Annotated in this window: 22 protein-coding genes; 10 read left to right on the plus strand and 12 right to left on the minus strand. The window is 74.0% G+C overall.

Annotated elements, in window-relative coordinates; translation table 11 throughout:
• Positions 1 to 225: 225 nt before the first annotated feature.
• Both BMY04_RS09860 and BMY04_RS09865 read right to left on the minus strand, forming a co-directional pair.
• A complete protein-coding gene (locus tag BMY04_RS09860; RefSeq protein WP_091179293.1) occupies positions 226 to 1,635 on the minus strand; it encodes a bifunctional cytidylyltransferase/SDR family oxidoreductase in 1,410 nt (469 codons plus the stop codon).
• A 54-nt stretch (positions 1,636 to 1,689) separates the two neighbouring features.
• Entirely contained in the window at positions 1,690 to 2,667 is a 978-nt protein-coding gene (locus tag BMY04_RS09865) for a 5'-3' exonuclease (RefSeq protein WP_091179296.1), read from the minus strand.
• A gap of 26 nt (positions 2,668 to 2,693) precedes the next feature.
• Between BMY04_RS09865 and BMY04_RS09870 the strand changes: the two genes are divergently transcribed.
• The 5 genes from BMY04_RS09870 (at position 2,694) to BMY04_RS09890 (ending at position 8,043) form a co-directional block, all read left to right on the plus strand.
• Positions 2,694 to 3,167, plus strand: coding sequence for an Lrp/AsnC family transcriptional regulator (locus BMY04_RS09870; RefSeq protein ID WP_091179298.1), 474 nt, complete (start codon positions 2,694 to 2,696; stop codon positions 3,165 to 3,167).
• A gap of 302 nt (positions 3,168 to 3,469) precedes the next feature.
• On the plus strand, positions 3,470 to 5,023 hold the full coding sequence (locus BMY04_RS09875; protein ID WP_198410041.1) for an amidohydrolase: 1,554 nt from the start codon (positions 3,470 to 3,472) through the stop codon (positions 5,021 to 5,023).
• A gap of 68 nt (positions 5,024 to 5,091) precedes the next feature.
• Positions 5,092 to 6,693, plus strand: coding sequence for an apolipoprotein N-acyltransferase (lnt, locus tag BMY04_RS09880; protein WP_139209817.1), 1,602 nt, complete (start codon positions 5,092 to 5,094; stop codon positions 6,691 to 6,693).
• Positions 6,690 to 7,502 (plus strand): polyprenol monophosphomannose synthase, encoded by an 813-nt coding sequence (locus BMY04_RS09885; RefSeq protein ID WP_091179303.1) that lies wholly within the window; start codon positions 6,690 to 6,692, stop codon positions 7,500 to 7,502. The genes lnt and BMY04_RS09885 overlap by 4 nt, the downstream gene beginning before the upstream one ends.
• Before the next feature lie 22 nt (positions 7,503 to 7,524).
• Complete coding sequence (locus BMY04_RS09890) at positions 7,525 to 8,043, plus strand: FxsA family protein (protein WP_091179305.1); 519 nt, start codon at positions 7,525 to 7,527, stop codon at positions 8,041 to 8,043.
• Between the two features lie 170 nt (positions 8,044 to 8,213).
• On the opposite strand, the gene BMY04_RS09895 is transcribed toward BMY04_RS09890, so the two are convergent.
• From BMY04_RS09895 to BMY04_RS09910, 4 genes are read right to left on the minus strand one after another with little or no spacing between them, the layout of a single operon-like run.
• Positions 8,214 to 8,597 (minus strand): RNA polymerase-binding protein RbpA, encoded by a 384-nt coding sequence (locus BMY04_RS09895; RefSeq protein WP_091179308.1) that lies wholly within the window; start codon positions 8,595 to 8,597, stop codon positions 8,214 to 8,216.
• Between the two features lie 51 nt (positions 8,598 to 8,648).
• Positions 8,649 to 9,989 (minus strand): MFS transporter, encoded by a 1,341-nt coding sequence (locus BMY04_RS09900; RefSeq protein ID WP_091179311.1) that lies wholly within the window; start codon positions 9,987 to 9,989, stop codon positions 8,649 to 8,651.
• The gene (locus tag BMY04_RS09905; protein WP_091179313.1) at positions 9,986 to 10,768 is read right to left on the minus strand and encodes a glycerophosphodiester phosphodiesterase family protein; all 783 of its coding nucleotides are present in this window, start codon (positions 10,766 to 10,768) and stop codon (positions 9,986 to 9,988) included. The genes BMY04_RS09900 and BMY04_RS09905 overlap by 4 nt, the downstream gene beginning before the upstream one ends.
• A gap of 48 nt (positions 10,769 to 10,816) precedes the next feature.
• Positions 10,817 to 11,302: a PGPGW domain-containing protein gene (locus BMY04_RS09910; protein WP_091179316.1), complete on the minus strand. Its 486-nt coding sequence runs from the start codon at positions 11,300 to 11,302 to the stop codon at positions 10,817 to 10,819.
• 155 nt (positions 11,303 to 11,457) lie between these two features.
• Between BMY04_RS09910 and BMY04_RS09915 the strand changes: the two genes are divergently transcribed.
• Together BMY04_RS09915 and pdxY are read left to right on the plus strand one after the other, a co-directional pair.
• Positions 11,458 to 11,766, plus strand: a complete 309-nt coding sequence (locus BMY04_RS09915; RefSeq protein WP_091179318.1) for a putative quinol monooxygenase — start codon at positions 11,458 to 11,460, stop codon at positions 11,764 to 11,766.
• Positions 11,767 to 11,788: 22 nt separating this feature from the next.
• Positions 11,789 to 12,640, plus strand: coding sequence for a pyridoxal kinase PdxY (pdxY, locus tag BMY04_RS09920; RefSeq protein WP_091179320.1), 852 nt, complete (start codon positions 11,789 to 11,791; stop codon positions 12,638 to 12,640).
• Positions 12,641 to 12,656: 16 nt separating this feature from the next.
• Here pdxY and BMY04_RS09925 read toward each other — a convergent pair whose 3' ends face one another.
• Positions 12,657 to 13,064 (minus strand): hypothetical protein, encoded by a 408-nt coding sequence (locus BMY04_RS09925; protein ID WP_091179323.1) that lies wholly within the window; start codon positions 13,062 to 13,064, stop codon positions 12,657 to 12,659.
• A 414-nt stretch (positions 13,065 to 13,478) separates the two neighbouring features.
• Entirely contained in the window at positions 13,479 to 15,005 is a 1,527-nt protein-coding gene (locus BMY04_RS09930; RefSeq protein ID WP_091179325.1) for a helix-turn-helix domain-containing protein, read from the minus strand.
• Positions 15,006 to 15,143: 138 nt separating this feature from the next.
• On the opposite strand from BMY04_RS09930, the gene lpdA reads away from it, so the two are divergent.
• Positions 15,144 to 16,544, plus strand: a complete 1,401-nt coding sequence (gene lpdA / locus BMY04_RS09935) for a dihydrolipoyl dehydrogenase (protein WP_091179327.1) — start codon at positions 15,144 to 15,146, stop codon at positions 16,542 to 16,544.
• Between the two features lie 106 nt (positions 16,545 to 16,650).
• On the opposite strand, the gene BMY04_RS22350 is transcribed toward lpdA, so the two are convergent.
• Positions 16,651 to 16,869, minus strand: a complete 219-nt coding sequence (locus BMY04_RS22350) for a hypothetical protein (RefSeq protein ID WP_139209818.1) — start codon at positions 16,867 to 16,869, stop codon at positions 16,651 to 16,653.
• A 202-nt stretch (positions 16,870 to 17,071) separates the two neighbouring features.
• On the opposite strand from BMY04_RS22350, the gene BMY04_RS09940 reads away from it, so the two are divergent.
• On the plus strand, positions 17,072 to 19,984 hold the full coding sequence (locus tag BMY04_RS09940; RefSeq protein ID WP_170854070.1) for a helix-turn-helix transcriptional regulator: 2,913 nt from the start codon (positions 17,072 to 17,074) through the stop codon (positions 19,982 to 19,984).
• A gap of 27 nt (positions 19,985 to 20,011) precedes the next feature.
• On the opposite strand, the gene BMY04_RS09945 is transcribed toward BMY04_RS09940, so the two are convergent.
• The gene (locus BMY04_RS09945; protein WP_091179330.1) at positions 20,012 to 20,560 is read right to left on the minus strand and encodes a CGNR zinc finger domain-containing protein; all 549 of its coding nucleotides are present in this window, start codon (positions 20,558 to 20,560) and stop codon (positions 20,012 to 20,014) included.
• 45 nt (positions 20,561 to 20,605) lie between these two features.
• Here BMY04_RS09945 and BMY04_RS09950 point away from each other — a divergent pair, with 45 nt between their 5' ends.
• On the plus strand, positions 20,606 to 21,856 hold the full coding sequence (locus BMY04_RS09950; protein ID WP_091179332.1) for an MFS transporter: 1,251 nt from the start codon (positions 20,606 to 20,608) through the stop codon (positions 21,854 to 21,856).
• Here the strand turns inward: BMY04_RS09950 and BMY04_RS09955 are convergent.
• Together BMY04_RS09955 and BMY04_RS09960 are read right to left on the minus strand one after the other, a co-directional pair.
• Complete coding sequence (locus BMY04_RS09955; RefSeq protein ID WP_091179334.1) at positions 21,840 to 22,235, minus strand: universal stress protein; 396 nt, start codon at positions 22,233 to 22,235, stop codon at positions 21,840 to 21,842. The two genes, BMY04_RS09950 and BMY04_RS09955, sit on opposite strands and share 17 nt — an antisense overlap.
• A gap of 63 nt (positions 22,236 to 22,298) precedes the next feature.
• A complete protein-coding gene (locus tag BMY04_RS09960) occupies positions 22,299 to 23,057 on the minus strand; it encodes a polysaccharide deacetylase family protein (RefSeq protein ID WP_091179337.1) in 759 nt (252 codons plus the stop codon).
• Between the last annotated feature and the right edge of the window lie 126 nt (positions 23,058 to 23,183).

A 23,183-nucleotide genomic window follows, 5' to 3' on the forward strand; every position in this document is an offset into this window, starting at 1 on the left:
GTGTGGGTGGGGGTGGGGCGAGCAGGGGTGGTGCGCGTCAGCGCCGCGGCGCGCGACAGCCCGCCAGCTCGAGACGGCACAGGTCGATGACCCGGCGTCGGAACCCCTCACTCAGCACGTAGGGGGCGAACCGGTGAACCTCACGTCGTATTCCCCGGCGATGCACCTCGAGGTGAGGAAGCCCGCCCGTGCCGCCCGTGCCGCCCGCGCGGACGCGGCGCGGGGTCAGCCGTTGGCGATGGCCGCGGGACCGTCGGCCCGGCGGATGTCGATCACGTGCCCGGTCTGGCCCGAGAGCAGCACGTCCAGCGATTGGCGGGCGACCTCCTCCGACGACAGCAGCGTGCCCGCCGGCTCCTCCCCGAACGCCTTGGTCCGCATCGGGGTGCCGGTGCGCTCGGGGTTGATGCAGTTCACGCGCACCCCGTCGCCGGCCCACTCGTCGGCGAGCGCCTGGGTGAGGTTCACGACCGCGGCCTTGGCCGAGGAGTAGAGCGAGTAGCCCGAGCGCCCGCGGGTGTAGGACGACGACGTGAACAGCAGCAGCGAGCCCTTCGCCGCCGCGAGGTGCGGGAAGAACTCCTGCGCGACGAACACCGGCGCCAGGTAGTTGACGTCGGTGGAGGCGTAGATCGTCTCCTCGGTCAGCTCGGTGAGCTCACCCCGCGGCAGCACACCGGCCGTGTTGACGACGAAGTCGATGCGCCCGGTCTCCTCCAGCACCGTCCGCGCGGCCTCGGCGATGTCGGCCCGGCGCTCGACGTGCGTGCCGGTGGTCGAGCGCGAGAAGCTCCGCACGGACGCGCCGTACGACTCCGCCAGCGCCGCGATGTCGCCGCCGATGCCGTACGAGCCGCCGAAGACGACCAGCGTGCGGCCGTCCAGCCGTGCCCGGTAGGCCTCGTCGTCCAGGGGCGCGGGGACGTCGGCGGAGGTCAGCTGGAAGAGCTTGTCGGCGATGTAGACGTCGATCGGCTCGGTGACCTTCATGTTGCGCTCGTGCCCGGCGACGACGGCGACCGGCACCTCGGGCAGGTAGCGCAGCACGACGGTGCAGTCGTCGGTGGCGCTGAAATCCGGGTCCTTCGCCGCGTTGGCGTACGCGGCGCGGATCGTCGACAGCCGGAAGCTCTGCGGCGTCTGGCCGCGGCGCAGCAGGTGGCGCGGCAGGACGTCGGCGATGTTGCCCTGCTCGGCGTCGACGGAGATGACCGTGTCGGCCGAGGGGATCGCGGTGTCGACCGCCTCGTGGGTCTGCAGGGCCTCGACGTTGGCGGCGATGATCGTCTGCGAGACGAGCGGGCGCACGGCGTCGTGGAGGAGCACGTTGCACTCCTCGTCGCCCAGGGCGGCGAGCGCGGTCGCGGTGGTGTCGTTGCGGGTGCCGGCGCCCTCGAGGATCTGGCTCACCTTGTCGTAGCCGCCCTTGCGCACGATCGCCCGCACGTCGTCGAGGTAGCCGGGCGTCATCAGCACGAGGATCTCGTCGACCAGCGGCGAGGCCTGCATGGCGGCGATGGTGTGCTCGATGATCGGCTTGCCGGCGATCTTGATGAGCTGCTTGGGGATGTTCAGCCCGACCCGGGTGCCGGTGCCCCCCGCGAGCACGACGGCGACGTTCCGCAACCTGTCCACCGCCCCGACCCTATCGTCGGGGCCCGTCGGAACCGTGGACCGCGGACGGCGGCGTCAGTCCTTCGCCAGGGCCGCGAGGACGCGGGTGGCGCTGGTGCCGAGGCCGAGACGCTCCGTCAGCGCCGTGAACATCTCCGGGTCGACCGGGGCGGTCGGCAGCACGAGGTCGTCGGGCGCGACGCCCAGGTCGAGGTCCCGGGCCACGGCGACGACCTCCGGCGCGACGGCCAGGTAGTCGATCGCCGCGTGCAGCTTGGCCCGCACCGAGGGGCTGATCCGGGTGCCCTGCTCGCTCGCGGCCCGGAGGATCCCGTCGAGGTCGCCGTACGAGGCGATGAGGCTGGCCGCGGTCTTGTCGCCCACCCCGGGCACGCCGGGCAGGCCGTCGGAGGCGTCGCCGCGCAGCGTCGCGAAGTCCACGTACGCCGAGGCCGGGACGCCGTAGCGCCCCCGCACCCAGGCGTCGTCGACCTGCTCGTGGTTGCCGACGCCGCGGGCGATGTAGAGCACGCGCACCTGGCGGGCGTCGTCGACCACCTGGAAGAGGTCGCGGTCGCCGGTCACGACGTCGACGGGCATCGGGAGCGTGGTCGCGAGGGTTCCGATGACGTCGTCGGCCTCGTAGCCGTCGTGGCCGACCATCCGGATCCCGAGCGCCGTCAGCACCTCGCGGATCCACGGCACCTGGACGGCGAGGTCGTCGGGCGCGGACTCGCCCTTGGTGCCGGGGGAGGACGCCATCTCCTTGATGGTGCTGGTCGACCCCGCGGGCACCTCCGGCGACCCGGCCACGCGGTGCGCCTTGTACGAAGGAAGTAGCGCCACCCGCCAGGCCGGGCGCCAGTCGTTGTCCCAGCAGCACGCCAGATGGGTGGGCGAGTAGAGGTCGACCAGCCGCGCGACGAAGTCGAGCAGCCCCCGGACCGCGTTGACCGGGAGGCCGTCGGGGGAACGCAGGGAGTCGGGCACGCCGTAGAAGGCGCGGAAATACAGCGAGGCCGTGTCCAAAAGCAGGATTTTTCGCGTCCGCACGGGACTGATCCTGGCACGATGCGGCCATGGAGCAGCTGGACCAGCGCATCCTCGCGCTGCTGGCCAAGGACGGCCGGATGTCCTACACCGACATCGGCAAGGAGACCGGCCTCTCCACGTCGGCCGCCCAGCAGCGCGTGCGGCGCCTGGAGCAGCGCGGCGTCATCAAGGGCTACCGCGCCGTCCTCGAGCCCGCCGAGCTCGGGCTGCAGGTCACCGCCTTCGTCGCGATCAAGCCCTTCGACCCGAGCGCCAACGACGACGCGCCCGAGCGCCTCTCGCACCTCGCCGAGGTCGTCTCCTGCTACTCCGTCGCCGGCGAGCCCAGCTACCTGCTCAAGGTCCAGGTCTCCACCATGAGCGACCTCGAGGCCCTCCTCGCCCGCATCCGCGCCGACGCCGGCGTCTCGACCCACACGACGACCGTGCTGTCGATCCCGTACGAGGACCGGGCGCCCGTGTCATGGTCTCCGCTTCGCTCCGACGCTCGCGACGCTTGAACCCGCCGCCTTCCTCCTTCCTCGCGACGACGCCGCTGCTTCCTGCGACGCTCGCCTTTTGAGATCGGCGGCGTCGCCACGATCCAGTCGTCCAGGCGGCGGCGCGTCGCTCGGCGGTGGTCGGGGCACGCTCCCGACACGCTGAGGAACGCTCCCTGAGCTTGTCGAAGGGCACCCGGCCACGCTCCCTGAGCTTGTCGAAGGGCCCGGAACGGGTTGGCGTACGCGTCCTCTGCCGGACGCTCGGCGTTGCTGGGGCTCGGAGACGAGCGGGAAGCGTCTCGCCTGGCACTCTTGGGCGCGTGATCCTCCTGGGCGGGACCGTGGTCGTCCCCGGACGTGCGCCGGTCGAGGCGGTGGCGGTGCGCGACGGGGTCGTCGTGGCGGTCGGGTCGCGCGACGAGGTGCTAGCCGCCGACCCCGGTGGCGCGGTCGTCGACCTCGACGGGCGGCTGGTGACGCCGGCCTTCGTCGACGCCCACCTGCACGCGGTGCAGGGCGGGCTCGTGACCGCGGGGGTCGAGCTGCACGGGGTGGCCTCGCTCGCCGAGCTGCTGAACCGGGTCCGCGTCTACGTCGCCGCCAATCCCCGACGCAGCGTGGTCCTCGGCCAGGGCTGGGACGACCGGTCGTGGCCCGAGGGCCGGCCCCCGACCCGCGAGGAGCTGGACGAGGCCGGTGGCGGGCGCCCTGTCTACCTGGCACGGGTGGACGTGCACTCCGCGGTCGTCTCCACCGCCCTGCTCGCGGTGCTGCCCGGGGTGGAGGGTCTCACCGGCTACCGGCCGGACGGCCTGCTCGCCCAGGACGCCCACCACGCCTGCCGCGGCCGGCTCGACACCCTCACGACCGACGCCGAGCGGCGGGCCGCGGCCCGCAGCGTCCTCGAGGAGGCCGCGGCCCTCGGGGTGGGCGAGGTGCACGAGCTCGGCGGTCCGCACCTCGGTCCGCTGGCCGACCTCACCCGGGTGGCCGACGCCGGGCGCGGCCTGGGGCTGCGCGTCGTCACCTACTGGGGCGAGCAGGCGGGCGAGGACGCCTTCGCCCGGATGGCCGAGGTCGGTGCCCGCGGGCTCGCGGGCGACCTCTGCGTCGACGGCGCCATCGGCTCGCGCACGGCCGCCCTCGACGACGACTACAGCGACGGCCCGGGCCGGGGCGCGCTCTACCTCGACGCCGACGCGGTGACCGCCCACCTGCACGCGTGCACCGAGCGCGGGGTGAGCGGCGGCTTCCACTGCATCGGGGACGCGGGTGTCTCCGCCGCCGTGGAGGGGCTGCGCCGGGTGGCCCACGAGCTCGGCGAGGAGCGGGTCCGTGCCGCGCGCCACCGCCTCGAGCACGTCGAGATGGTCGGTGCGGCCGACCTCCCGGTGCTCGCGCGCCTCGGCGTCACCGCCAGTGTCCAGCCCGCGTTCGACGCGGCGTGGGGCGGGGCCGACGAGCTCTACGAGCAGCGGGTCGGCGTCCGCGCCGCCACCATGAACCCCTTCGCCTCGATGCTCCACGCCCGCGTCCCGGTCGCCTTCGGGACCGACGCGCCCGTGACCCCGGTGGCGGGCTGGGCGATGGTGCGCGACGCCGTGAACCACCGCCGCCCCGCCGAGCGGATGCGCGCCGCCGAGGCCTTCCGCTGCGCGACCGTCGGCGGCCACGTCGCCGCCGGCGACGACCGCTCGGGCACCCTCACGGTCGGTGCCCCGGCGCACCTCGCGGTCTGGGACCTCGGGCCTGGCGCGCTGGACCGGAGCGGTCTGCCCGCCCTCGGCGAGGGCGAGGCGCTGCCCCGCTGCGCGGCCACCGTGGTCGACGGTCGCGTCGTCCATGACCCCGACGCCCTCCTCGCCGGCGTCTGAGTTCCTGGGACGAGCCGCGCGCGCGTCGCCCGGGCGGAACCGTCGGCGCGCCCCGGTACCCTCGCAGCGTGCGGAGGGGGATCGGGGTCCTGGTGGCCGGGGCCTCGGGTGTCGCGCTCGGCCTCGCCTGGCAGCCGTACGCCGTCTGGCCCCTGCTCCTGGTCGGGGTGCCCGCCCTCACCCTGCTCGCCCGCGGCCAGCGGGCGCGACGCGCCTTCGGGCTCGGCTACGCCTTCGGCTTCGGGATGCTGGCCGTGTCCATCAGCTGGGTGCACGTGCTGGGCTGGTGGGTCGCTGCGGTCCTCGTCGCCTTCATGGCGCTCTACCTCGGCCTCCTCGGTGTCGCGCTGTCGCTCGTCACGCGCCTGCGCGGCTGGCCCGTCTGGGCCGCGGCCTGCTGGGTGGCGGCTGAGCTGGCCTACTCGTCGTTCCCGTTCGGCGGGTTCGGCTGGACGCGGCTGGCGTACGCGGCGGTCGACACGCCCCTCAACGGCTGGTTCCCGGTGGTCGGGGTGGCCGGCGTGAGCTTCCTGGTCGCCCTCGTGGGGCAGGTCGTGGCCTGGCTGGTCGTGCTCGTCCGCGGGCGCGAGCCCCGACCCTTCCCCCGGGCGGTGCCGGCGGTCCTCCTCCTCGCCGCGGTCGGCGTGGCCGGGGTGGGCCTGCGCTCGTTCCAGGTGGAGCCGCTGGCCGGCCGGGAGGGCTCGGTCGAGGTCGGGATCGTCCAGGGCAACGTCCCCGGCCGGGGGATCGAGGCCCTCGGACGGGCCCGGACCGTGACGAACAACCACCTCTCCGAGAGCGTCGAGCTGATGGCCCGCGCCCGTCTCGGCCAGGTCCCCGAGCCCGACTTCCTGCTGTGGCCCGAGAACTCGACGGACATCGACCCGCTGCTCGACCCCGTGACGCGCCAGACGGTCGCCGGGGCGGCGGCAGTGGCGGGCGTCCCGATCCTCGTCGGGGCCGTCACCGAGGGCCCGGGACCCGACGAGCGCCAGACCACGGCGCTCTGGTGGGACCCGCTGCGCGGCGTCCTCGCGACCTACCACAAGCGCAACCTCGTCCCGTTCGGCGAGTGGATCCCGTTCCGCGCGCAGCTCCTGCCGCTGGTCCCGATCCTGCGCGAGGTCGGCGCCCAGTCCGTGCCCGGCACCCAGCCCGGGGTGCTCCGCGTGCCGCTCGGCGGGCGCACGCTCACCGTGGGCGACGTGATCTGCTTCGAGCTCGCCTACGACGGCACGGTCCACGACACCCTGACGAACGGTGCCCAGGTGCTGGTCGTGCAGAGCAACAACGCCACGTACGGCGGCACGGGCCAGATCGAGCAGCAGTTCGCCATCACGCGCGTCCGGGCGATGGAGGCCCGGCGCGAGATCGCGGTGGCGACCACCAACAGCGTGTCGGGCTTCATCGACCGCGACGGCCATGTCGTGCGGCGGACGTCGGAGTTCACCGCGGCGAGCCTCGTCGAGCCCATGCCGCTGCGCTCCGCCCTCACCCCCGCGGTGATCGCCGGGCCCTGGCCGGCGCGCGGGCTGAGCCTGCTCGCGCTGGCCGCCGTCGTCGTGGCGATCGCCCGGCGCTCGACCGTGCGCCAGAATGGTGGGTCCAGCGGGACCGCTGCCGCCGCGCCTCCCGCCACGAAGACCTCGACGAAAGAGCCGATCCGTTGACCGAGCCCACGTCCACCAGCACCCCGAGCGCCGGAGCCGGCCCCGGGCGGGTGCTCGTGATCATCCCGACCTACAACGAGTCGGAGAACATCGACACGATCGTCGGCCGGCTGCGTCGCTCGGTGCCGTCCGCGGAGGTGCTGGTCGCCGACGACAACTCGCCCGACGGCACCGGCCTGATGGCGGACGCCATCGCCTCGCGCGACCCCAGCGTCCACGTCCTGCACCGGCTCGGCAAGGAGGGCCTGGGCGCCGCGTACCTCGCCGGCTTCCAGTGGGGCCTCGAGCGCGGCTACGACGTCCTCGTCGAGATGGACGCCGACGGCTCGCACCAGCCCGAGCAGCTGCCCAAGCTCCTCGACGCGCTCGGGCCCAAGAACGCGCGCAAGGCCGACCTCGTGCTCGGCTCGCGCTGGGTCCGCGGCGGCCGCGTGGTGAACTGGCCGAAGTCGCGCGAGGTGCTGTCGCGCGGCGGCAACCTGTGGACGCGGGTCGCGCTGGGCGTGCCGCTCAAGGACGCGACGGGCGGCTTCCGGGTCTTCGACCGGGCCACCCTCCTCGGCATCGGGCTCGACGACGTGGCCTCGGCCGGGTACTGCTTCCAGGTCGATCTCGTGTGGCGGGCGCTCAAGGCGGGCTTCCGCGTCGTCGAGGTCCCCATCACCTTCGTCGAGCGCCAGTACGGCGACTCCAAGATGAGCCAGCGCATCGTCGTCGAGGCGCTGCTGCTCACGACGGCCTGGGGCGTGCGGCACCGCGCGGAGCAGGTCCGCGGGCTCGTCCGCCGCCGGCAGGGCGAGCTGACGTGACGCGCGACGCGGGAGCCGTCCGATGAGGCTGCGGGGCGGGTGGCCGCTGGCGCTGTTCGTCGTGCTGCTGGTCGCGATCCCGGTCCTCGAGGTCTACCTCCTGATCGAGGTCGGACAGCGCATCGGCGTGCTCGCCACCGTGCTCCTGCTGGTCCTCGAGGCCGTGGTCGGCGCCTGGCTCACCCGACGCGAGGGGGCCCGGGCCTGGAAGGCGCTGGACGGCGCGTTCCGCGGCGGCCGGGTCCCGACCGGCGAGCTGGCCGACGCCGCGCTGGTGCTGGTCGGCGGCGTGCTGCTGATGCTGCCCGGCTTCGCCACCGACGTGCTCGGGCTGTTCTTCCTGATCCCCTTCACGCGCCCGTTCGCCCGGCGCGTGGTGGCGTTCTTCGTCGCCCGCCGGCTCAGCCGCGCCGGGGTCGTGCCGGGAACGTTCGGCAGCCCGCACGCGCGGGGCACGGTCGTCGAGGGTGAGGTCGTCCCCGACCCGGAGACGGTCGTCGTCACCCCGCAGCAGATCGAGGGCGGCCGGCCGCCGTCCTGACGAGGCGCGGTCCCCGAAGCGAACCCCGAGGACCGATGCCTCCCCTACGCAGGCTCGTCAGGCCTCAGGGCCGTCGGCCCACGCGGACCATGCCCGGAACGACGAAGAGCCGCCCCGGACCGGTGTCCGGAGCGGCTCGTCGGCTCACGAGGAGCCTCAGAAGGTGGAGGTCAGGCGGTCTTCTTGGACGGCCGCGCCGACCGGGTGAACGCCGTGGAGCCGAGCTCGCCCGCCCGCAGCAGCGTCAGGCGCTCGGCGAGGAGCTCCTCCAGCTCGGCGATGGAACGACGCTCGCGGAGCATGTCCCAGTGCGTGCGGACGGGCTTCTCCTCCTTGGCCTCGGGACGCTGGCCGTCCGAGCGGAGCGACTCGCCACCGCAGCGGGGGCACTCCCACAGGGCCGGGATGTCGGCCTCGGCGGAGAAGACCATCGTGAAGTGGTGCTGGCGGGGGCAGTCGTAGCCGACCTCCTGACGAGCGGCGAACTCGACGCCCGCCTCGTCCTCGAAGCTCTTGGCTCCGAGCCCGGTGCCGCGCAGTGATCGATCGGCCATGAAGGTACCTCCCCTGAAGAACGTGAGCCCGAGGAACCGGCCTCACGTGACTTAACTGACGGGCACGGCGATATGTTCCGCTCGGTGCGGCGGCGTAACCCGCGTCATCGCCAGGGCCCCCGCCGCCAGCACCAACGCTATTCCTACGATACCCACCCGGTCGGAGAACAGACCGGAGAAGAGGGCGAACAGCCCCGGAGCCAGGAACGACGCCGCGCGGCCGGTGGTCGTGTAGAGCCCGAACATCTCACCCTCGCGGCCCCTCGGCGCGATCCGGGCCAGGAACGACCGGGAGCTGGCCTGGGCGGGTCCCACCCACAGGCACAGGGCCAGGCCGAACACCCAGAACGGGCCGGTGCCGCGCACGAAGAGCAGGACCAGGCACGAGACGACCAGCCCCACGAGCGAGACCATGATGATCCGCTTCGGCCCGACGACGTCCTCGACCCGGCCCAGGACGAGGGCGCCGAGCGCGGCGACGACGTTGGCGGCGACGCCGAAGATCAGCACCGTCGACTGCGCCATCCCGTAGACGCTGACCGCGAGGATCGCACCGAAGCTGAACACCGCGGCCAGGCCGTCGCGGTAGAGCGCGGAGGCGATCAGGAACTTGACGGCGTTCCGGTCGCGGCGCCACAGCGAGCGCACGTCGCGGACCAGCAGCCGGTACGAGTCGGCCAGGCCGACCCGCCGCTGCGCCGGGCCGGGCGCCACCTCGGGCACCGCGGTGAACACCGCCGCCCCGAACACCGCGAACCACAGCGCGGAGAAGACCGCCACCGCGCGGATGTCGAGCCCGCCGGCGTTCGTGACGCCCAACCACCCGACCTCGGGGGCGATGAAGCCGTAGTAGCAGATGAGCAGCAGGAAGATCCCGCCGAAGTAGCCCATCGACCAGCCGAAGCCGGAGACGCGGCCGATCGTCGCCGGCGTCGAGACCTGCGGCAGCATCGCGTTGTAGGAGACGCCGGCGAACTCGTTGAAGATCCCGCCGGCCGCGAGCAGCACCAGCGCCAGCCAGAGGTACGACGGCTCGTCGCGCACCCCGTACATCGCCAGCATCACGACGAAGACGAGGACGCTCCACACCAGCAGGTTCCGCCGGCGGTGGCCCCCGGCGTCGGAGCGCTGACCCGTCACCGGCGCGACCAGCGCGATGAGCAGCCCGGCGACGGCCGTGCTGATGCCGACCCAGGTGTTCGCGGTCAGGCCGCCGGGCCTGGCGTCGCCGACGACGCCGCGCACGACGTACGGGCCGAAGACGAAGGAGACGATGACCGCGTTCCAGGCCGAGCTGCCCCAGTCCCACAGGGCCCAGGCGGCGACCCGCCAGCGGGCGACGGGCGCAGCCTCGGCCTCCGTCGGCACCACCGGCCGCGCGGGGGTGGTCACCGCCAGAGCCCCCGCTCGACGAGGACGTCCTTCAGGGTGTCGGGCCGGTCGGTGAAGACGCCGTCCACGCCGGCGTCGACCAGCCGCTCGATGGTCGCGCGGTCGTCCACCGTCCACACGTGCACCTGCTTGCCGCGGCGGTGCGCGGCCCGCAGGAGGCCGGGCGTCGTGATGCGGACCCGCCGACCGCGCACGCTCGTCTCGAGCGGGATCTGCAGCGCCGGGGCGGGGGAGTCGAGCACGCGGGTGAGCCAGGGGGCGAAGCGGTGCAGCAGCACGCCGCGGGAGCTGGCGGCGGTCGGGACCCGCGGTCCGAGCAGGCGCCGGAGCCGGTGCAGGCGGGCCGTGGAGAACGAGCCGACGCACACCCGGTCGTACGCGTCGTGCTCCGCGATCACGCGCGCCAGCGGCTCGACGGCGGCGTCCGCCTTGGCGTCGACGTTGAACCGCACCCCGGGGAAGGCCTCGAGCAGCTCGGAGAAGGTCGGGATCGGGTCGCGGCCACCGATGCGCACCTCCGCGAGCTGGGCCGTGGTCCGCCCGGCCAGCGCTCCCGTGCCGCTCGTCACGCGGTCGAGCAGCGGGTCGTGGAAGGCGAGCAGGCCGCCGTCGGCCGTCGCGTGGACGTCGGTCTCGAGGTAGCGGTAGCCGAGCGCGACCGCCTCACCGAAGGCGTGGAGGGTGTTCTCGCGGCCGAGGTTCGGTCCGTACGCCGCCCCGCCGCGGTGCGCGAAGGCCAGGAACGGTGCGTCGAAGAAGGCGTACTCGGCGGCGCGCACGGCGCCATCATGACAGGCGGGTCGGGTCCCGGTGGCCGGCCGCGCGGGTCAGGCGGGGACGTCCACGCCGGGCAGGTGGGCCAGCACGCGGTCGACCTGGAAGGGCAGCCAGGTGGGCGGACCGACGACGGCGAGGTAGGCCCAGCCGAGCAGCCCGCAGCAGGCGGCGAACGCCAGCCAGAAGGCGAGCTTCCGGCGCCGGGTCCAGCCCTGGTAGACGTGCAGCGCGTGCTTGAGGCGCAGCATCAGGCGATGTGCCCAGTGGAACTCGCTGGCCCAGACGGCGAGGCCGCCCAGCACCAGCGGGATGCCGCCGGGGCCCGGCAGCCACCCGGTGGCCAGGCCCAGCAGGACCAGCAGCAGCCCGACCGCGGCGACCACGCACCGGTAGACGCGCAGCTGGTGGGGGTTGGCCCGGATCCGGCGCCGCCACGCCCAGCGGTCCTGATGGGGCTCGCGCAGGTGTGAGCCGTGGGCGCCGTCGTCGGCGACGCGGGTGCGCGGCGGCGCCTGTTCGTCGACTCCGCCGGACATACCAGTCACCTTACGGGCGCGGCGCAAGACACGCCGACGAGGCGAGGAGATCGTGCCGGCGGACACCCGTCGTGCCGGAGCGGTGGCACGACAGACTGGGGCCCGTCCGTGCGGCGCGAGCCGCACCCGTACCGACCCGAACCCCAGGAGCCCTCGTGACCGTCGTCGTCACCGCCGTCTTCCGTCCCGTGGCCGGCCGCCACGACGAGCTCGTCGAGGCGCTGCGGTCCACCATCCCGGGCGTGCACGAGGAGCAGGGCTGCCTGCTGTACGCGATCCACGACGCGCAGGACGGGACCATCACCATGATCGAGAAGTGGGCCTCGGTGGCCGACCTCGACGCGCACGGGACGAGCCCGGCCGTCCGCGCGCTGCAGGCGGCGACCGGCGACCTGGTCGCGGAGCCGCCGCACGTCGTGCGGATGACGCCCATCCCGGTCGGCGGCGGCGCCGGCACCCTCTGATCCCGGGCCGCGGTCCCGTCCGATGAAGACGATCCTCTCGATCCAGTCTTCGGTCGCCTACGGGCACGTGGGCAACAGCGCGGCGACGTTCCCGCTGATGCGGATGGGCGTCGAGGTCTGGCCGGTGCTCACCGTGCACTTCTCGAACAACACGGGGTACGCCTCGTGGCGCGGTCCGGTCCTCTCCGCCGACGACGTGCGGGACGTGGTGCGCGGGATCGACGACCTCGGGGTGCTGGGGGAGTGCGACGCGGTCCTGTCCGGCTACCAGGGGGCGGCCGGCACGGGGCGCGCGGTCCTCGACGCCGTCGCCCTGGTCAAGCAGCGCAACCCGGCTGCGCTCTACTGCTGCGACCCGGTGCTCGGTGACGTCGGGCGCGGCTTCTTCGTCGCGCCGGGCATCCCCGAGCTGATGCGGGACGCGGTGGTCCCGCGGGCGCAGGTCGTCACGCCCAACCAGTTCGAGCTCGAGTTCCTGACCGGGCGGCAGGTGCGCACGCTGGCCGAGGCGGTGTCCGCGGCGCAGGCCGCCCGCGAGCTCGGACCGGACGTCGTCCTCGTCACGAGCGTCGACGTCGAGGACGCCGAGCCCGGCACGCTCGACCTGCTCGTCGCCACGGGCACCGGCACCTGGCGGGTGACCACGCCGCGGCTGGACGGCATCTTCCAGGGGGCGGGCGACCTGACGGCCGCGGTGTTCCTCGCCCGGCTCCTGCAGACCGACGACCCCGCCGACGCCGTGGCCTGGACGGCCTCCGTCGTCTTCGGCGTCCTGGACACGACCCGGCGTTCCGGCCGGCGCGAGCTGCAGCTGGTGAGCGCGCAGCAGGAGCTCGTCGAGCCGAGCCGCCGGTTCGTCGCGACCGCGGTCTGAGCCCGGTCGCCGCGGTTCAGGCGCCGCGGGCCAGGCCCGAGCGCACGAGCGGGGGCTCCGCCAGGTCGAGGAGGTGCCGGCCCAGCTCGAGCGGCCACGACGCCGCCAGCAGGGTGGGCACCGCGACGACCGCGGCCCAGGCGTCCTGGCCGAGGGCCACGACCGTCAGCTGCAGCTCGCGGAACGAGGGCGTCCCGGTCGGCAGGGACGCGACCGGCCCCGGTTCGAGGTCGCGGTCGGGCATCCGGTGCTCGCGCGCCTGGCGCGCGTGCCGACGGTGCGCCAGGGAGTCGAGACCCGCCGCCGCCCGTTCCAGCTGCCAGCCGAAGGCGAGCGCCTGGTGCCGGTCGAGAGCCCCGTGGGCGATGGTCAACCGGCCCGGGCAGAGGTCAGGTCCGAGCCGCCCGATGAGATTCCAGAACATTCTGTCGTCCACAGGATTAATACTGGGCCTTCAGGTTCTTCTCAGGGGCCTGTCACAGATAACTGTGGTGCACCTCACATCACGATCGAACGACCTCAGGTGCACCACGCAAGCGATCGCGCGGGACCTGCACGACCGCCAGCCAGCCCCTGGGCAGGCCTTCTGTGGCACCAGAGGTCACGATCCGGCCCTGAGATCGTGCCCTCGATCACGGCAAGCAGGGGCGTGGAGAAGCGCAGCTCGAGCTCGCGCGAGCTCCGAGGGACGCTCCCTGAGCTTGTCGAAGGGCCTCGAAGAGGTCGGCGTTCCTCGCTGGCTCCAGAACGACGCCAACCCGTTCCGGGCCCTTCGACGAGCTCAGGGAGCGTCTCCTCGACCCGTCGTCCCCGTCCGAGCGGAGCGAGGTCCAAGAGCTCAGTCCCGGAACACCTCGATGTCGGCGCCGAGCATGTTGAGGCGGTGGGCGAGGTCCTCGTAACCGCGGTTGATGACGTAGACGTCGCGCAGCACGGACTCGCCGCGGGCCCCGAGCATGCCGAGCAGGATGCAGACGGCGGGCCGCAGCGCGGGCGGGCAGACGACCTGGGTACCCCGCCAGCGGGTCGGGCCCTCGACGATCACGCGGTGCGGGTCGAGGAGCTGCACGCGGGCGCCGAGGCGGTTGAGCTCGGTGAGGTAGATGGCGCGGTTCTCGTAGACCCAGTCGTGGATGACCGTCTTGCCCTCGGCCATCGCGGCGATGACCGCGAAGAAGGGCAGGTTGTCGATGTTGAGACCGGGGAACGGCATCGGGTGGATCTTGTCGATCGGCGCGTGCAGCACCGACGGCTTCACCGTCAGGTCGACGAGCCGGGTGTGGCCGTTCGCGGCGACGTACTCGGTGCCGAGGCTGAGCTCCAGGCCCATCTCCTCGAGGATCGCGAGCTCGATCTCGAGGAACTCGATCGGCGCGCGCTGGATGGTCAGCTCGGAGGAGGTGACGATCGCCGCGGTGATGAGGCTCATGGCCTCGATCGGGTCCTCCGACGGGGCGAACTCGACGTCCGCGTCGATGGCCTCGACCCCGTGCACCTGCAGCGTGGTCGTGCCGATGCCGTCGATCTCCACGCCGAGGCGGGTGAGGAAGACGCACAGGTCCTGGACCATGTAGTTGGGGCTGGCGTTGCGGATGACGGTGACGCCAGGGGAGAGCGCGGCGGCCAGCAGCGCGTTCTCGGTCACCGTGTCGCCCCGCTCGGTGAGGGTGATCGGGCGCGTCGGCTCCACCGAGTCGTCGACGGTGCAGCGGTAGAAGCCCTCGGTCGGCACGACGTCGAGGCCGAAGCGGCGCAGCACCTGCAGGTGCGGCTCGATCGTGCGGGCGCCGAGGTCGCAGCCGCCGGCGTACGGCAGCGCGAAGTCGGGGTAGGAGTGCAGCAGCGGCCCGAGGAACATGATCACCGAGCGCGTGCGGCGCGCGGCCTCGACGTCCATGCCGTCGAGGTCGAGCTCGTCGGGACGGCTCAGCTCGAGGTCGGCGCCGCCGTTGAGCCAGGTGGCGCGGACGCCGATGCTGGTCAGCACCTCGAGGATCCGGTTGACCTCCTCGATGCGGGCGATGCCGCGGATGACCGTGCGGCCGCGGTTGAGGAGGCTGGCGCACAGCAGCGCGACGGCGGCGTTCTTGGAGGAGCGGACCTCGATCGTGCCGTTGAGCTTGACGCCGCCCTGCACGCGCAGGTGCTGCGGCGCGGCCTGGCCGACGGAGATGAGAGGGGAGTCGAGGGCGGCGGCGATGCGGTTGACCATCTCGAGGCTGAGGTTCTGGTTGCCGGCCTCGATGCGGTGCACCGCGCTCTGGCTGGTGCCGAGGACCTCCGCGAGCTGGGTCTGGGTGAGCCCCTTGTGCTTGCGGGCGCTGCGGATGAGTCCGCCGATTCGGTCCAGATCAGTCGTGGTCACACGCACGACGGTAACTCATATGTGAGATTTTCCGGGAATCGAGCGCGTGTCGCGCGTGTCACCCGGCTTTCATTCGGCCCGGCTCGGGACCGCGACCACCTCGGCCGCACGCTCGTACGCCCCTCTAGGCTAGCGACCATGAGTGATCACTTCGACGTCGTCGTGCTCGGCGCCGGTCCGGGCGGCTACGTCGCCGCCGTCCGTGCCGCGCAGCTGGGCCTGAAGACCGCCGTCATCGAGCTGAAGTACTGGGGCGGGGTCTGCAACAACGTCGGGTGCATCCCCACCAAGTCGCTGCTGCGCAACGCCGAGATCGCGCACCTCTTCACGCACGAGGCGAAGACGTTCGGCATCAACGGCGACGTCAGCTTCGACTTCGGCGTCGCCCACAAGCGCAGCCGCACGGTCGCCGACCGGATGGCCAAGGGCGTCCACTTCCTCATGAAGAAGAACAAGATCACCGAGATCGACGGGTGGGCGACGTTCGTCGACGACCACACCTTCGACGTCGCGCTGAACAAGGGCGGCAACCAGTCGGTGACGTTCGACAACCTGATCATCGCGGCGGGGGCGACGACCCGCCTGCTGCCGGGCACGAAGATCACCGACCGCGTCGTGACCTACGAGGAGCAGATCCTCACCGACGAGCTGCCCGGCTCCATGATCATCGCCGGTTCCGGCGCGATCGGGACCGAGTTCGCGTACGTGCTGGCCAACTACGGCGTCGACGTCACCATCGTCGAGTTCCTCGACCGGATGGTCCCGCTCGAGGACCCGGAGATCTCCGCCGAGCTGGCGAAGCAGTACAAGAAGCTCGGGGTCAAGCTCATGACCAGCACCAAGGTCGAGAGCATCGACGACTCCGGCGACAAGGTGAAGGTGACCGTCTCGCCGGCCGGGGGCGGCGACAGCACCGTGCTCGAGGCCGACAAGGTCATGCAGGCCATCGGCTTCGCCCCGCGCACCGACGGCTACGGGCTGGAGAAGGCCGGCGTCGAGCTGGGCCCGCGCGGTGCGATCGCGATCGACGACCACATGCGGACCAACAAGCCGCACATCTACGCCATCGGCGACGTGACGGGCAAGCTGCTGCTGGCCCACACCGCCGAGGCGCAGGGCATCGTCGCCGCCGAGACCATCGCCGGTGCCGAGACCATGCCGATCAACTACGACATGATCCCGCGGGCCACCTACTGCCAGCCGCAGATCGGGTCGTTCGGCTACACCGAGGCGCAGGCCAAGGACAAGGGCTACGACGTCAAGGTCGCGAAGTTCCCGTTCACCGCGAACGGCAAGGCGCACGGCCTCGGCGAGGCGACCGGCTTCGTCAAGCTCGTCGCCGACGCCAAGTACGGCGAGATCCTCGGCCTGCACATGATCGGCCCGGACGTCACCGAGCTGCTGCCCGAGCTCACCCTCGCGCAGCTGTGGGACCTCACGGCGGAGGAGGTGGCGCGCAACGTGCACGCCCACCCGACGCTGTCGGAGGCCCTCAAGGAGGTCGCGCACGGCATCCAGGGGCACATGATCAACATGTGACGCCTCGTCGGGAAGTGGTCGCTCCCGGTGCACGCCGTCGGCGTGTCGCACCGCAGGAGTGACCACTTCCCGGCCAGCGCGGGTCGCGCGTGGCGACCTTCCCGGTTCAGCGGCCCAGGTGCAGCAGCCGGCGCAGCCCGCCGGAGCGCGGTGCGTCGTGACCGCGCGCCGCCCAGCGCGACAGCACCGAGGCCGGCTGCCCCTCGGCGGCCAGACGGTCGAGCGCCGCGATGTCGGTGAGCTCCGCGATCCGTGCGTCGGCCTCGTACATGTGCAGTCCCATCTCGTCCTCCTGCGTCCCCGAGGGGCCCCGTCGGCCCCTCATGACGACGAACCTCGTCGTGAGTCGAGGGGCCTGCATCGGCCTTCTGCCCTGATCTCGGACGCAGCAGCGGACCCCTTCGGGTCTGAGGTGCCCCCGGCCTTGCTCTGAGGTACCTCAGAGGGCGGTCCCCGGCCCTCGTGCACCCTCAGGGCGGGCGTGCGGAGGCCGGTTCCTGTCGGTGGTGGCTGCCATGATGACGCTCGTGCCCACCGCCGCCGCCCCCCTCGTGGGACGCACCCGCGAGCTCGACGAGCTGGCGGCCCTGGCCGGCGTCCACGACGAGGCGGAGCCGGGCTCGGTGCTCCTCGGGGGCGACGCCGGTATCGGCAAGTCCCGCCTGCTCGCCGCGCTCGCGGAGCGGGCGACCGGGCAGGGCTGGGAGGTGGTCGTGGGGCACTGCCTCGACCTCGCCGGCAGCCCGGTGGCCTACCTGCCCTTCACCGAGCTCGCCGGACGGCTCGCCGCCGCCCGCCCGGACGCGGTGGCCGAGCTGGCCCTGCGCCACCCGTCCGTGCGCCGTCTGGTCGGTGCCCAGGCGGGATCCGAGGCCGCTCCGGCGGTGGGCGAGCCCGCCGACCGCGGCCTCTTCTTCGAGGCGGTCCACGCGACGCTGTCGACGCTCGCGGCCGACCGGCCGCTGCTCGTCGTCGTCGAGGACCTGCACTGGGCCGACCAGTCGACGTACGACCTGATGACCTTCCTGCTGACCCGGGGGTTCACGGCACCGGTGGGCCTGGTCGGCTCCTACCGCAGCGACGACCTGCACCGTCGCCACCCGCTGCGGCCCCTGCTCGCCGCCTGGGGCCGGCTGCCCGGCGTGCGCCGCCTGGAGCTCGGTCCGCTGCCCGACGACGACGTCCGGGCCCTCGTCGGGTCGCTGCGGGGCGCACCGGTCGCGCCGGCGGCGCTGCAGGACGTGGTCGAGCGGGCCGAGGGCAACGCCTTCTTCGCCGAGGAGCTCGCAGCCGCCCTCGGCACCTCCGACACGCCGCGGGACCTCGCCGACCTCCTGCTGCTGCGCGTGGACCAGCTCGACCCCGACGCGCGTCTGGTGTGCCGGGCCCTGGCCGTCGGGGGTCACCAGACCTCGGAGGCCGTGCTGGCGCAGGTCACCGGCCTGGGCGCCGACCGCTTCGAGGCGGCGGTGCGCGCGGCCGTCGACCGCAACGTGCTCGTCGCCGGCCGTGACGGCTACGGCTTCCGGCACTCGATGCTCGGCGAGGCGGTCGAGGCCGACCTGCTGCCGGGGGAGCGGGCGCGGCTGCACGACGCCTTCGCCCAGGCGCTCGCGGGCCGGACCGAGCGCGGTGCGGCGGCCGACCTGGCCCGGCACGCCCTCGCCGCGGGCCGGCTCGCCGAGGCGTTCGTCGCCAGCGTCCGTGCCGGTGACGAGGCGGCTGCCGTCGGCGGCCCCGACGAGGCCGCCCGCCACTACGCCCGCGCTCTCGACCTGGTCGGGGCGGGCCGGGTGGACCCGGGCACCGTCGAGCCGCCCGTCGAGCTGGTGGGTCTCGTCGAGCGCGCGGTGGCCGCCACCGCGGCGGCCGGCCTGGCGCGGCGGGCCGAGGCCCTGGCGCGCACCGAGCTGGACCGCCTGCCGCCGGACGCCTCGCCGACCGACCGCGCGCGTCTCCTGCTCGCGCTGATCGGCGCGGCCGAGGTCTACGAGAGCACGTCCAACCTCGTCGCCCTGGCCCTCGAGGCGGGTGCGCTCGTGCCGGCCGAGCCGCCGACGCCGTTGCGCGCGCGGACCGCGGCCGCGCTGGCCTGGGCACTGGTCTGGGACCACTGCGACGACGAGGCCGTCCGCTGGGCCGAGGAGGGCCTGGCCATGGCGCCCGAGCTGCGGCCCGGCGAGACGACCGCCAAGCTGCAGACGGCCGTCGCGAAGGTGACCGAGCGCCGCGGGGACTCCGCCGAGTCCGAGCGCATCCTCGGCGAGCTGGCGGAGTCGGCCCACGCGAGCGCCGACCCCGCCGAGGTCCGGATCCGCCACCAGCTCGGCGCCGTCCTGCTCGAGCAGGGTCGACTGGTCGAGGCCCTGGGCTCCTACCGCCGGGCGGCCGAGGTGGGCGCGGCCCTCGGGCAGCCGTTCGGCCCGTACGGCGGCGAGGCGCGCGCCTTCGCCGGCCTCGTCTCCTACCAGCTCGGGCGCTGGGACGACGCCGACGCCCTCGCACGGCGTGACGTCGACCAGGCTCCCTCGCTGGCCGCCGCCGCGCTCGCCACCGTCGAGCTGCTGGTCCGGGCCGGACGCGGCGAGCGGGACGGCTGGCCCGTGGTCTTCGAGCGCGCCCGCGCGGAGTGGAACTCCGAGGGCATGGTCGCGGTCCAGAGCGCCGCGGCCGCGATCGACCTGCACGGCGACGCCGGCGAGCTCGACGAGGCGCTGGCGGTCCACGACCTCGTCGTCGAGGCACTGACGAGCCTGTGGGGGACCGCGGCCTTCCAGGGCCGGATCCGGCTCACGGCCCTGCTGCTGGGCCAGCTCGCACCGCAGGTGCCCGCGCTGGTGCCGGAGCGGCGGACGGCGCTGCTCGAGCGGACCGACCGGCTCGCCGACGAGGCCGCCGTCGCCACGGAGCTCGGGCGCAACCGCGCGCCCGGGCTCGAGGGCCAGGCCTGGCTCGAGCGCGTCCGGGCGGAGCGGCTGCGGCTGCGGTGGCTCTGCGGGCAGCCGACCGACCCGGTGGAGCTGTCCGCGGCCTGGCGGACGAGCGCGGAGCTGTTCGCGGCGTACGGGCACGTGTTCGAGACCGCCCGCTCGCAGGCCCGGCTCGCCGGCGCGCTGAGGGCGGCGGGCGAGCACGCCGAGGCCGCCGAGGTCGCGGGCGTCGCACTGACGACCGCCCGCGAGCTCCGGGCACAACCGCTGGTCGACGAGGTGCGACCGCTCGCCGGCAGCACGTCGGGCCCCGCCGAGGTGCTGACGCCGCGCGAGGCCGAGGTGCTGACCCTGGTCGCCGAGGGCGCGAGCAACCGCGACGTCGGTCAGCGGCTGTTCATCAGCACCAAGACCGCGAGCGTGCACGTGTCGAACATCCTGGCCAAGCTCGGCGCCCGGAGCCGGACCGAGGCGGTCGCGCTGGCCCGGCGTCGGGGACTGCTGGGCTGAGCGTCAACGGTGTCCGGGCGGCCCTGCTCAGGCGGTGGCGCGGCGCCGGGCCCGGTACGCGGCCGCCTTCGCGCGGTCGCCGCAGCCCGCCATCTCGCACCAGCGGCGCCGGTGCCCTCGCGAGCGGTCGAGGAAAGGGTGCGTGCACGCGGGGTCGGCGCACCACTTGAGCACGGCGTCACCCGGCTCGGCGAGCGCCAGGCCGTCGCGGGCCACGGCAGCCAGCCCGGCGCGCCAGCCGCCCGATCGCGCGACGGAACGGTCGGGGCGGAGGGTGGCGACCGGCAGGGGCTGGTCGGCCGCGGCGTTGACGACGTCGAGCGCGGCCCCGGGCAGCGGCGCGCCAGGCTGGTCGAGCAGCGCCTCGACCACCGCGAACAGCGCCTCGCGCAGCGCGAGGGCCTCGGTCAGCGCGTCGGGCCCGGCCGTCGGCGCGGTGTCGAGCACGCCCGCCTCGACGAGCCAGCGGGCGACGTCCGCACCGTCGTGCAGGTGCTCCACCCGGGTGGTGCGCCGCTCGTTCAGCGTGCCCACGAGGTCGAGCGCGAGGTTGCCGCTCGCGAACAGGAACGTCACGTCACCATCTTGACCGGTGATCGCACCCCGTGCAACGGTGGAACCATGCCATCACCGGTCGAAGCGGTGACGCCACATCGCACGCGAACGGTCCTGCTGCGCTACGGGCTCGCCGCCGTCGCCGTGCGCATGGTCGATGCGGGCACCGGGGTCGGGCTCCTCCTCGTCGCCACCCAACGGCTCGGGGACCCCACGACCGCCGCCCGGACCGGCGGCCTGCTGGTGGCGCTGTTCACCCTGCCGCACCTGGCCGGGCCGCTGCTCGCCCGCCGGCTGGACCTCGCCCGCGACCCGCGGCGGCTGCTCGGGGAGGCGTACGCGCTCGTGGCCGTCCTGCTCGCCGCGGCGGCCTCCGTCCTCGGCCGGCTCCCGCTGCTGCTCGTCGCCGGCCTCGTGCTGCTCGCCGGGCTGGGCGGACCGCTCCTCACCGGCGGCCTGAGCAGCCGGCTCGCGGACCTGGTGCCCGACGACGAACGTTCGCAGCGACGGGCGCAGGGCCTCGACGCCACCACGTACGGCGTCGCCGCCACGGCCGGTCCGTCGCTGGTCGCCGCGCTCGCGGGGTGGTGGTCGGCGCCGGCCGCCGTGGTTTGCCTCGCCGGGCTCGGCGTGGTCGCGGCCCTGCTGGTGCAGACGCTGCCGCCCCGACCTCGACGGCCGCCCGGGGCGGTCCCGCGCGTGCGCGACGTGCTGCCCCTCGTGGTGCGCGACCCGCCGCTGCGCCGCGTGAACTACGCGACCATGGTCACCGCGGCCGCGCAGGCCGGCCTGGCCGTGGTCGTCGTGCAGCTCGCCGCTCCGTACGCGGTGCGGCCCAGCACCGCCGCCGTCCTGCTCGCGGCCTCCGGCGCGGGGAACCTCGGCGCGGCGCTGCTGCTGAGCGTGGTGCCGCTGCGGGGCGACCCCGACCGGCTGACCACGCGCCACGTCGCGGTGCTGGCCGGGTGCTTCGGCCTGTGCGCCCTCGCGCCCGGCTTCGGCTGGGGCGTCGCCGCCTTCGCGCTGATGGGCGTGGCGACCGCGCCCTTCGTCACCGCGACTTTCGCCGCACGCACGGCGTACGCGCCGGCCACGGCACGCGGGCAGGTGTTCGTCACGCTGGCCGCGCTGAAGATCAGCGCGGCCTCGGGCGGGACGGCGCTGGCCGGCCTGCTGGTCGGGCTGGGGCCCCGGGCCCTGCTCGTCGGCGGCGGCGCGGCGGTGCTCCTCGCGGCGGTCTTGACGGTCCTCGACCGCCGCTGGTCGGGCGGTCGCCCGACCGACACCGACCGGGGCTCGCTCAGTGCGCCGGCTTGACCCCGACGACCGGGCAGTCGGCCCCGAGCATGACGGCCTGCGCGGTGCTGCCGGTGATGAGCTTGCCGACCGGCGAGCGGCGCCGCACGCCGATCACGATGAGGTCGGCGTCGTTCTCGCTCGCCGCGGTGAGCAGGCTGTCGGCGGCGTTCACCCCGTCGGTCGGACGCAGCATGGTGTGCGCCAGCCCGGACGCGCCCAGCTGGGCGTCCAGGGCGTCGATGTCGGCGGCGCTCGCGAACTGCGGGTCGGCGTAGTTGCCGTCCTTGCCGGTGTTGAGCACGAAGAGCGCCGCTCCGTGGTGCTGCGCCTCCGCGATGGCCCAGTCGACCGCCGCGAGGCCTTCGGGCGTAGGGATGTAGCCCACGAGGATGTTCATGGGGTCATCGTAGGGATGCGGAGCGCCCGCGTCGCCCCGGCCGCGCCAGGCGCCGGGCGGGCGTCAGCCCAGCGTCGCCGGCACGCCGAGGAGGCGGTCGACCGTGGTGAAGGTGTAGCCCTCGTCGCGCAGCCGGTCGACGAGGGGAGCGACGGCGGCCACGGTCTGGCTGCGGTCCCCACCGGTCGCGTCACGACCGTCGTGCATGATCAGGATGGTCCCGGGCCGGACCCGGCGGGCCGCCTCGGCCGCGATGCTGCGGGCGGGCGGCTGGAACACCTCGAGCTGGTGGCAGAAGGTTCCCGACACGACCTGCAGCCCGGCGCGCTCGACGGTGCGCAGCACCCAGGGCCAGTGGCAGAGCCACGGCGGGCGGTAGAGCGCGGGGACCACGCCGGAGATGCGGTGCAGCACCTCCTGGGCGCGGGCCACCTCGGCCTGCTGAGCGGGCTGGTGCAGATAGCTGGTGAACGCGTGGTTGAGGCTGTGGTTGCCCAGCACGTGCCCCTCGTCGACGACGCGGCGGGTCGCCGACGGGAAGCGCTCGGCGCAGCGACCGACCTGGAAGAACGTGGCGCGGACGTCCTTCGCGGCCAGGACGTCGAGCAGGCGTCCGGTCCAGGGCTCGTTGGGCCCGTCGTCGAAGGTCAGCGCGACGACCTTGTCGTGGACGGCGGGGCGGTGCGACGACGCCTCGTCGGGCGTGGGGGCGCGGTAGGGGAAGGGGCCCCACAGCTGCGTGCGCGAGCCGAAGCCCGCCCACCAGGCCAGGCCGACCGCTGCGCTGAGACCGAGCACCGAACCGCCGGCCGCCGCACCCATCGGGCCACTGTAGGGGCGCCCAGGGTCCGCCCTGGGACCGGTGCCTCAGGGTCCTGTCAGGGGCCTGAGGGCGGGTTGTGCCGGAGGCGTCAGCCCGAAAGGCTACCTACGATGGTCGCCGTGCTG

Origin of the sequence: Microlunatus flavus (assembly GCF_900110855.1) — a bacterium.
Classification (GTDB): Bacteria; Actinomycetota; Actinomycetes; order Propionibacteriales; family Propionibacteriaceae; genus Microlunatus; species Microlunatus flavus.

Excerpts from the sequence above, each read along its gene's own strand:
- BMY04_RS09895 (WP_091179308.1), bottom strand. The coding sequence starts at position 8,597 with ATGGCCGATCGATCACTGCGCGGCACCGGGCTCGGAGCCAAGAGCTTC.
- BMY04_RS09890 (WP_091179305.1), top strand. The coding sequence starts at position 7,525 with ATGAGGCTGCGGGGCGGGTGGCCGCTGGCGCTGTTCGTCGTGCTGCTG.
- BMY04_RS09870 (WP_091179298.1), top strand. The coding sequence starts at position 2,694 with ATGGAGCAGCTGGACCAGCGCATCCTCGCGCTGCTGGCCAAGGACGGC.
- BMY04_RS09925 (WP_091179323.1), bottom strand. The coding sequence starts at position 13,064 with ATGTTCTGGAATCTCATCGGGCGGCTCGGACCTGACCTCTGCCCGGGC.
- lpdA (WP_091179327.1), top strand. The coding sequence starts at position 15,144 with ATGAGTGATCACTTCGACGTCGTCGTGCTCGGCGCCGGTCCGGGCGGC.
- BMY04_RS09955 (WP_091179334.1), bottom strand. The coding sequence starts at position 22,235 with ATGAACATCCTCGTGGGCTACATCCCTACGCCCGAAGGCCTCGCGGCG.
- BMY04_RS09910 (WP_091179316.1), bottom strand. The coding sequence starts at position 11,302 with ATGTCCGGCGGAGTCGACGAACAGGCGCCGCCGCGCACCCGCGTCGCC.
- BMY04_RS09960 (WP_091179337.1), bottom strand. The coding sequence starts at position 23,057 with ATGGGTGCGGCGGCCGGCGGTTCGGTGCTCGGTCTCAGCGCAGCGGTC.
- pdxY (WP_091179320.1), top strand. The coding sequence starts at position 11,789 with ATGAAGACGATCCTCTCGATCCAGTCTTCGGTCGCCTACGGGCACGTG.
- BMY04_RS22350 (WP_139209818.1), bottom strand. The coding sequence starts at position 16,869 with ATGAGGGGCCGACGGGGCCCCTCGGGGACGCAGGAGGACGAGATGGGA.
- BMY04_RS09950 (WP_091179332.1), top strand. The coding sequence starts at position 20,606 with ATGCCATCACCGGTCGAAGCGGTGACGCCACATCGCACGCGAACGGTC.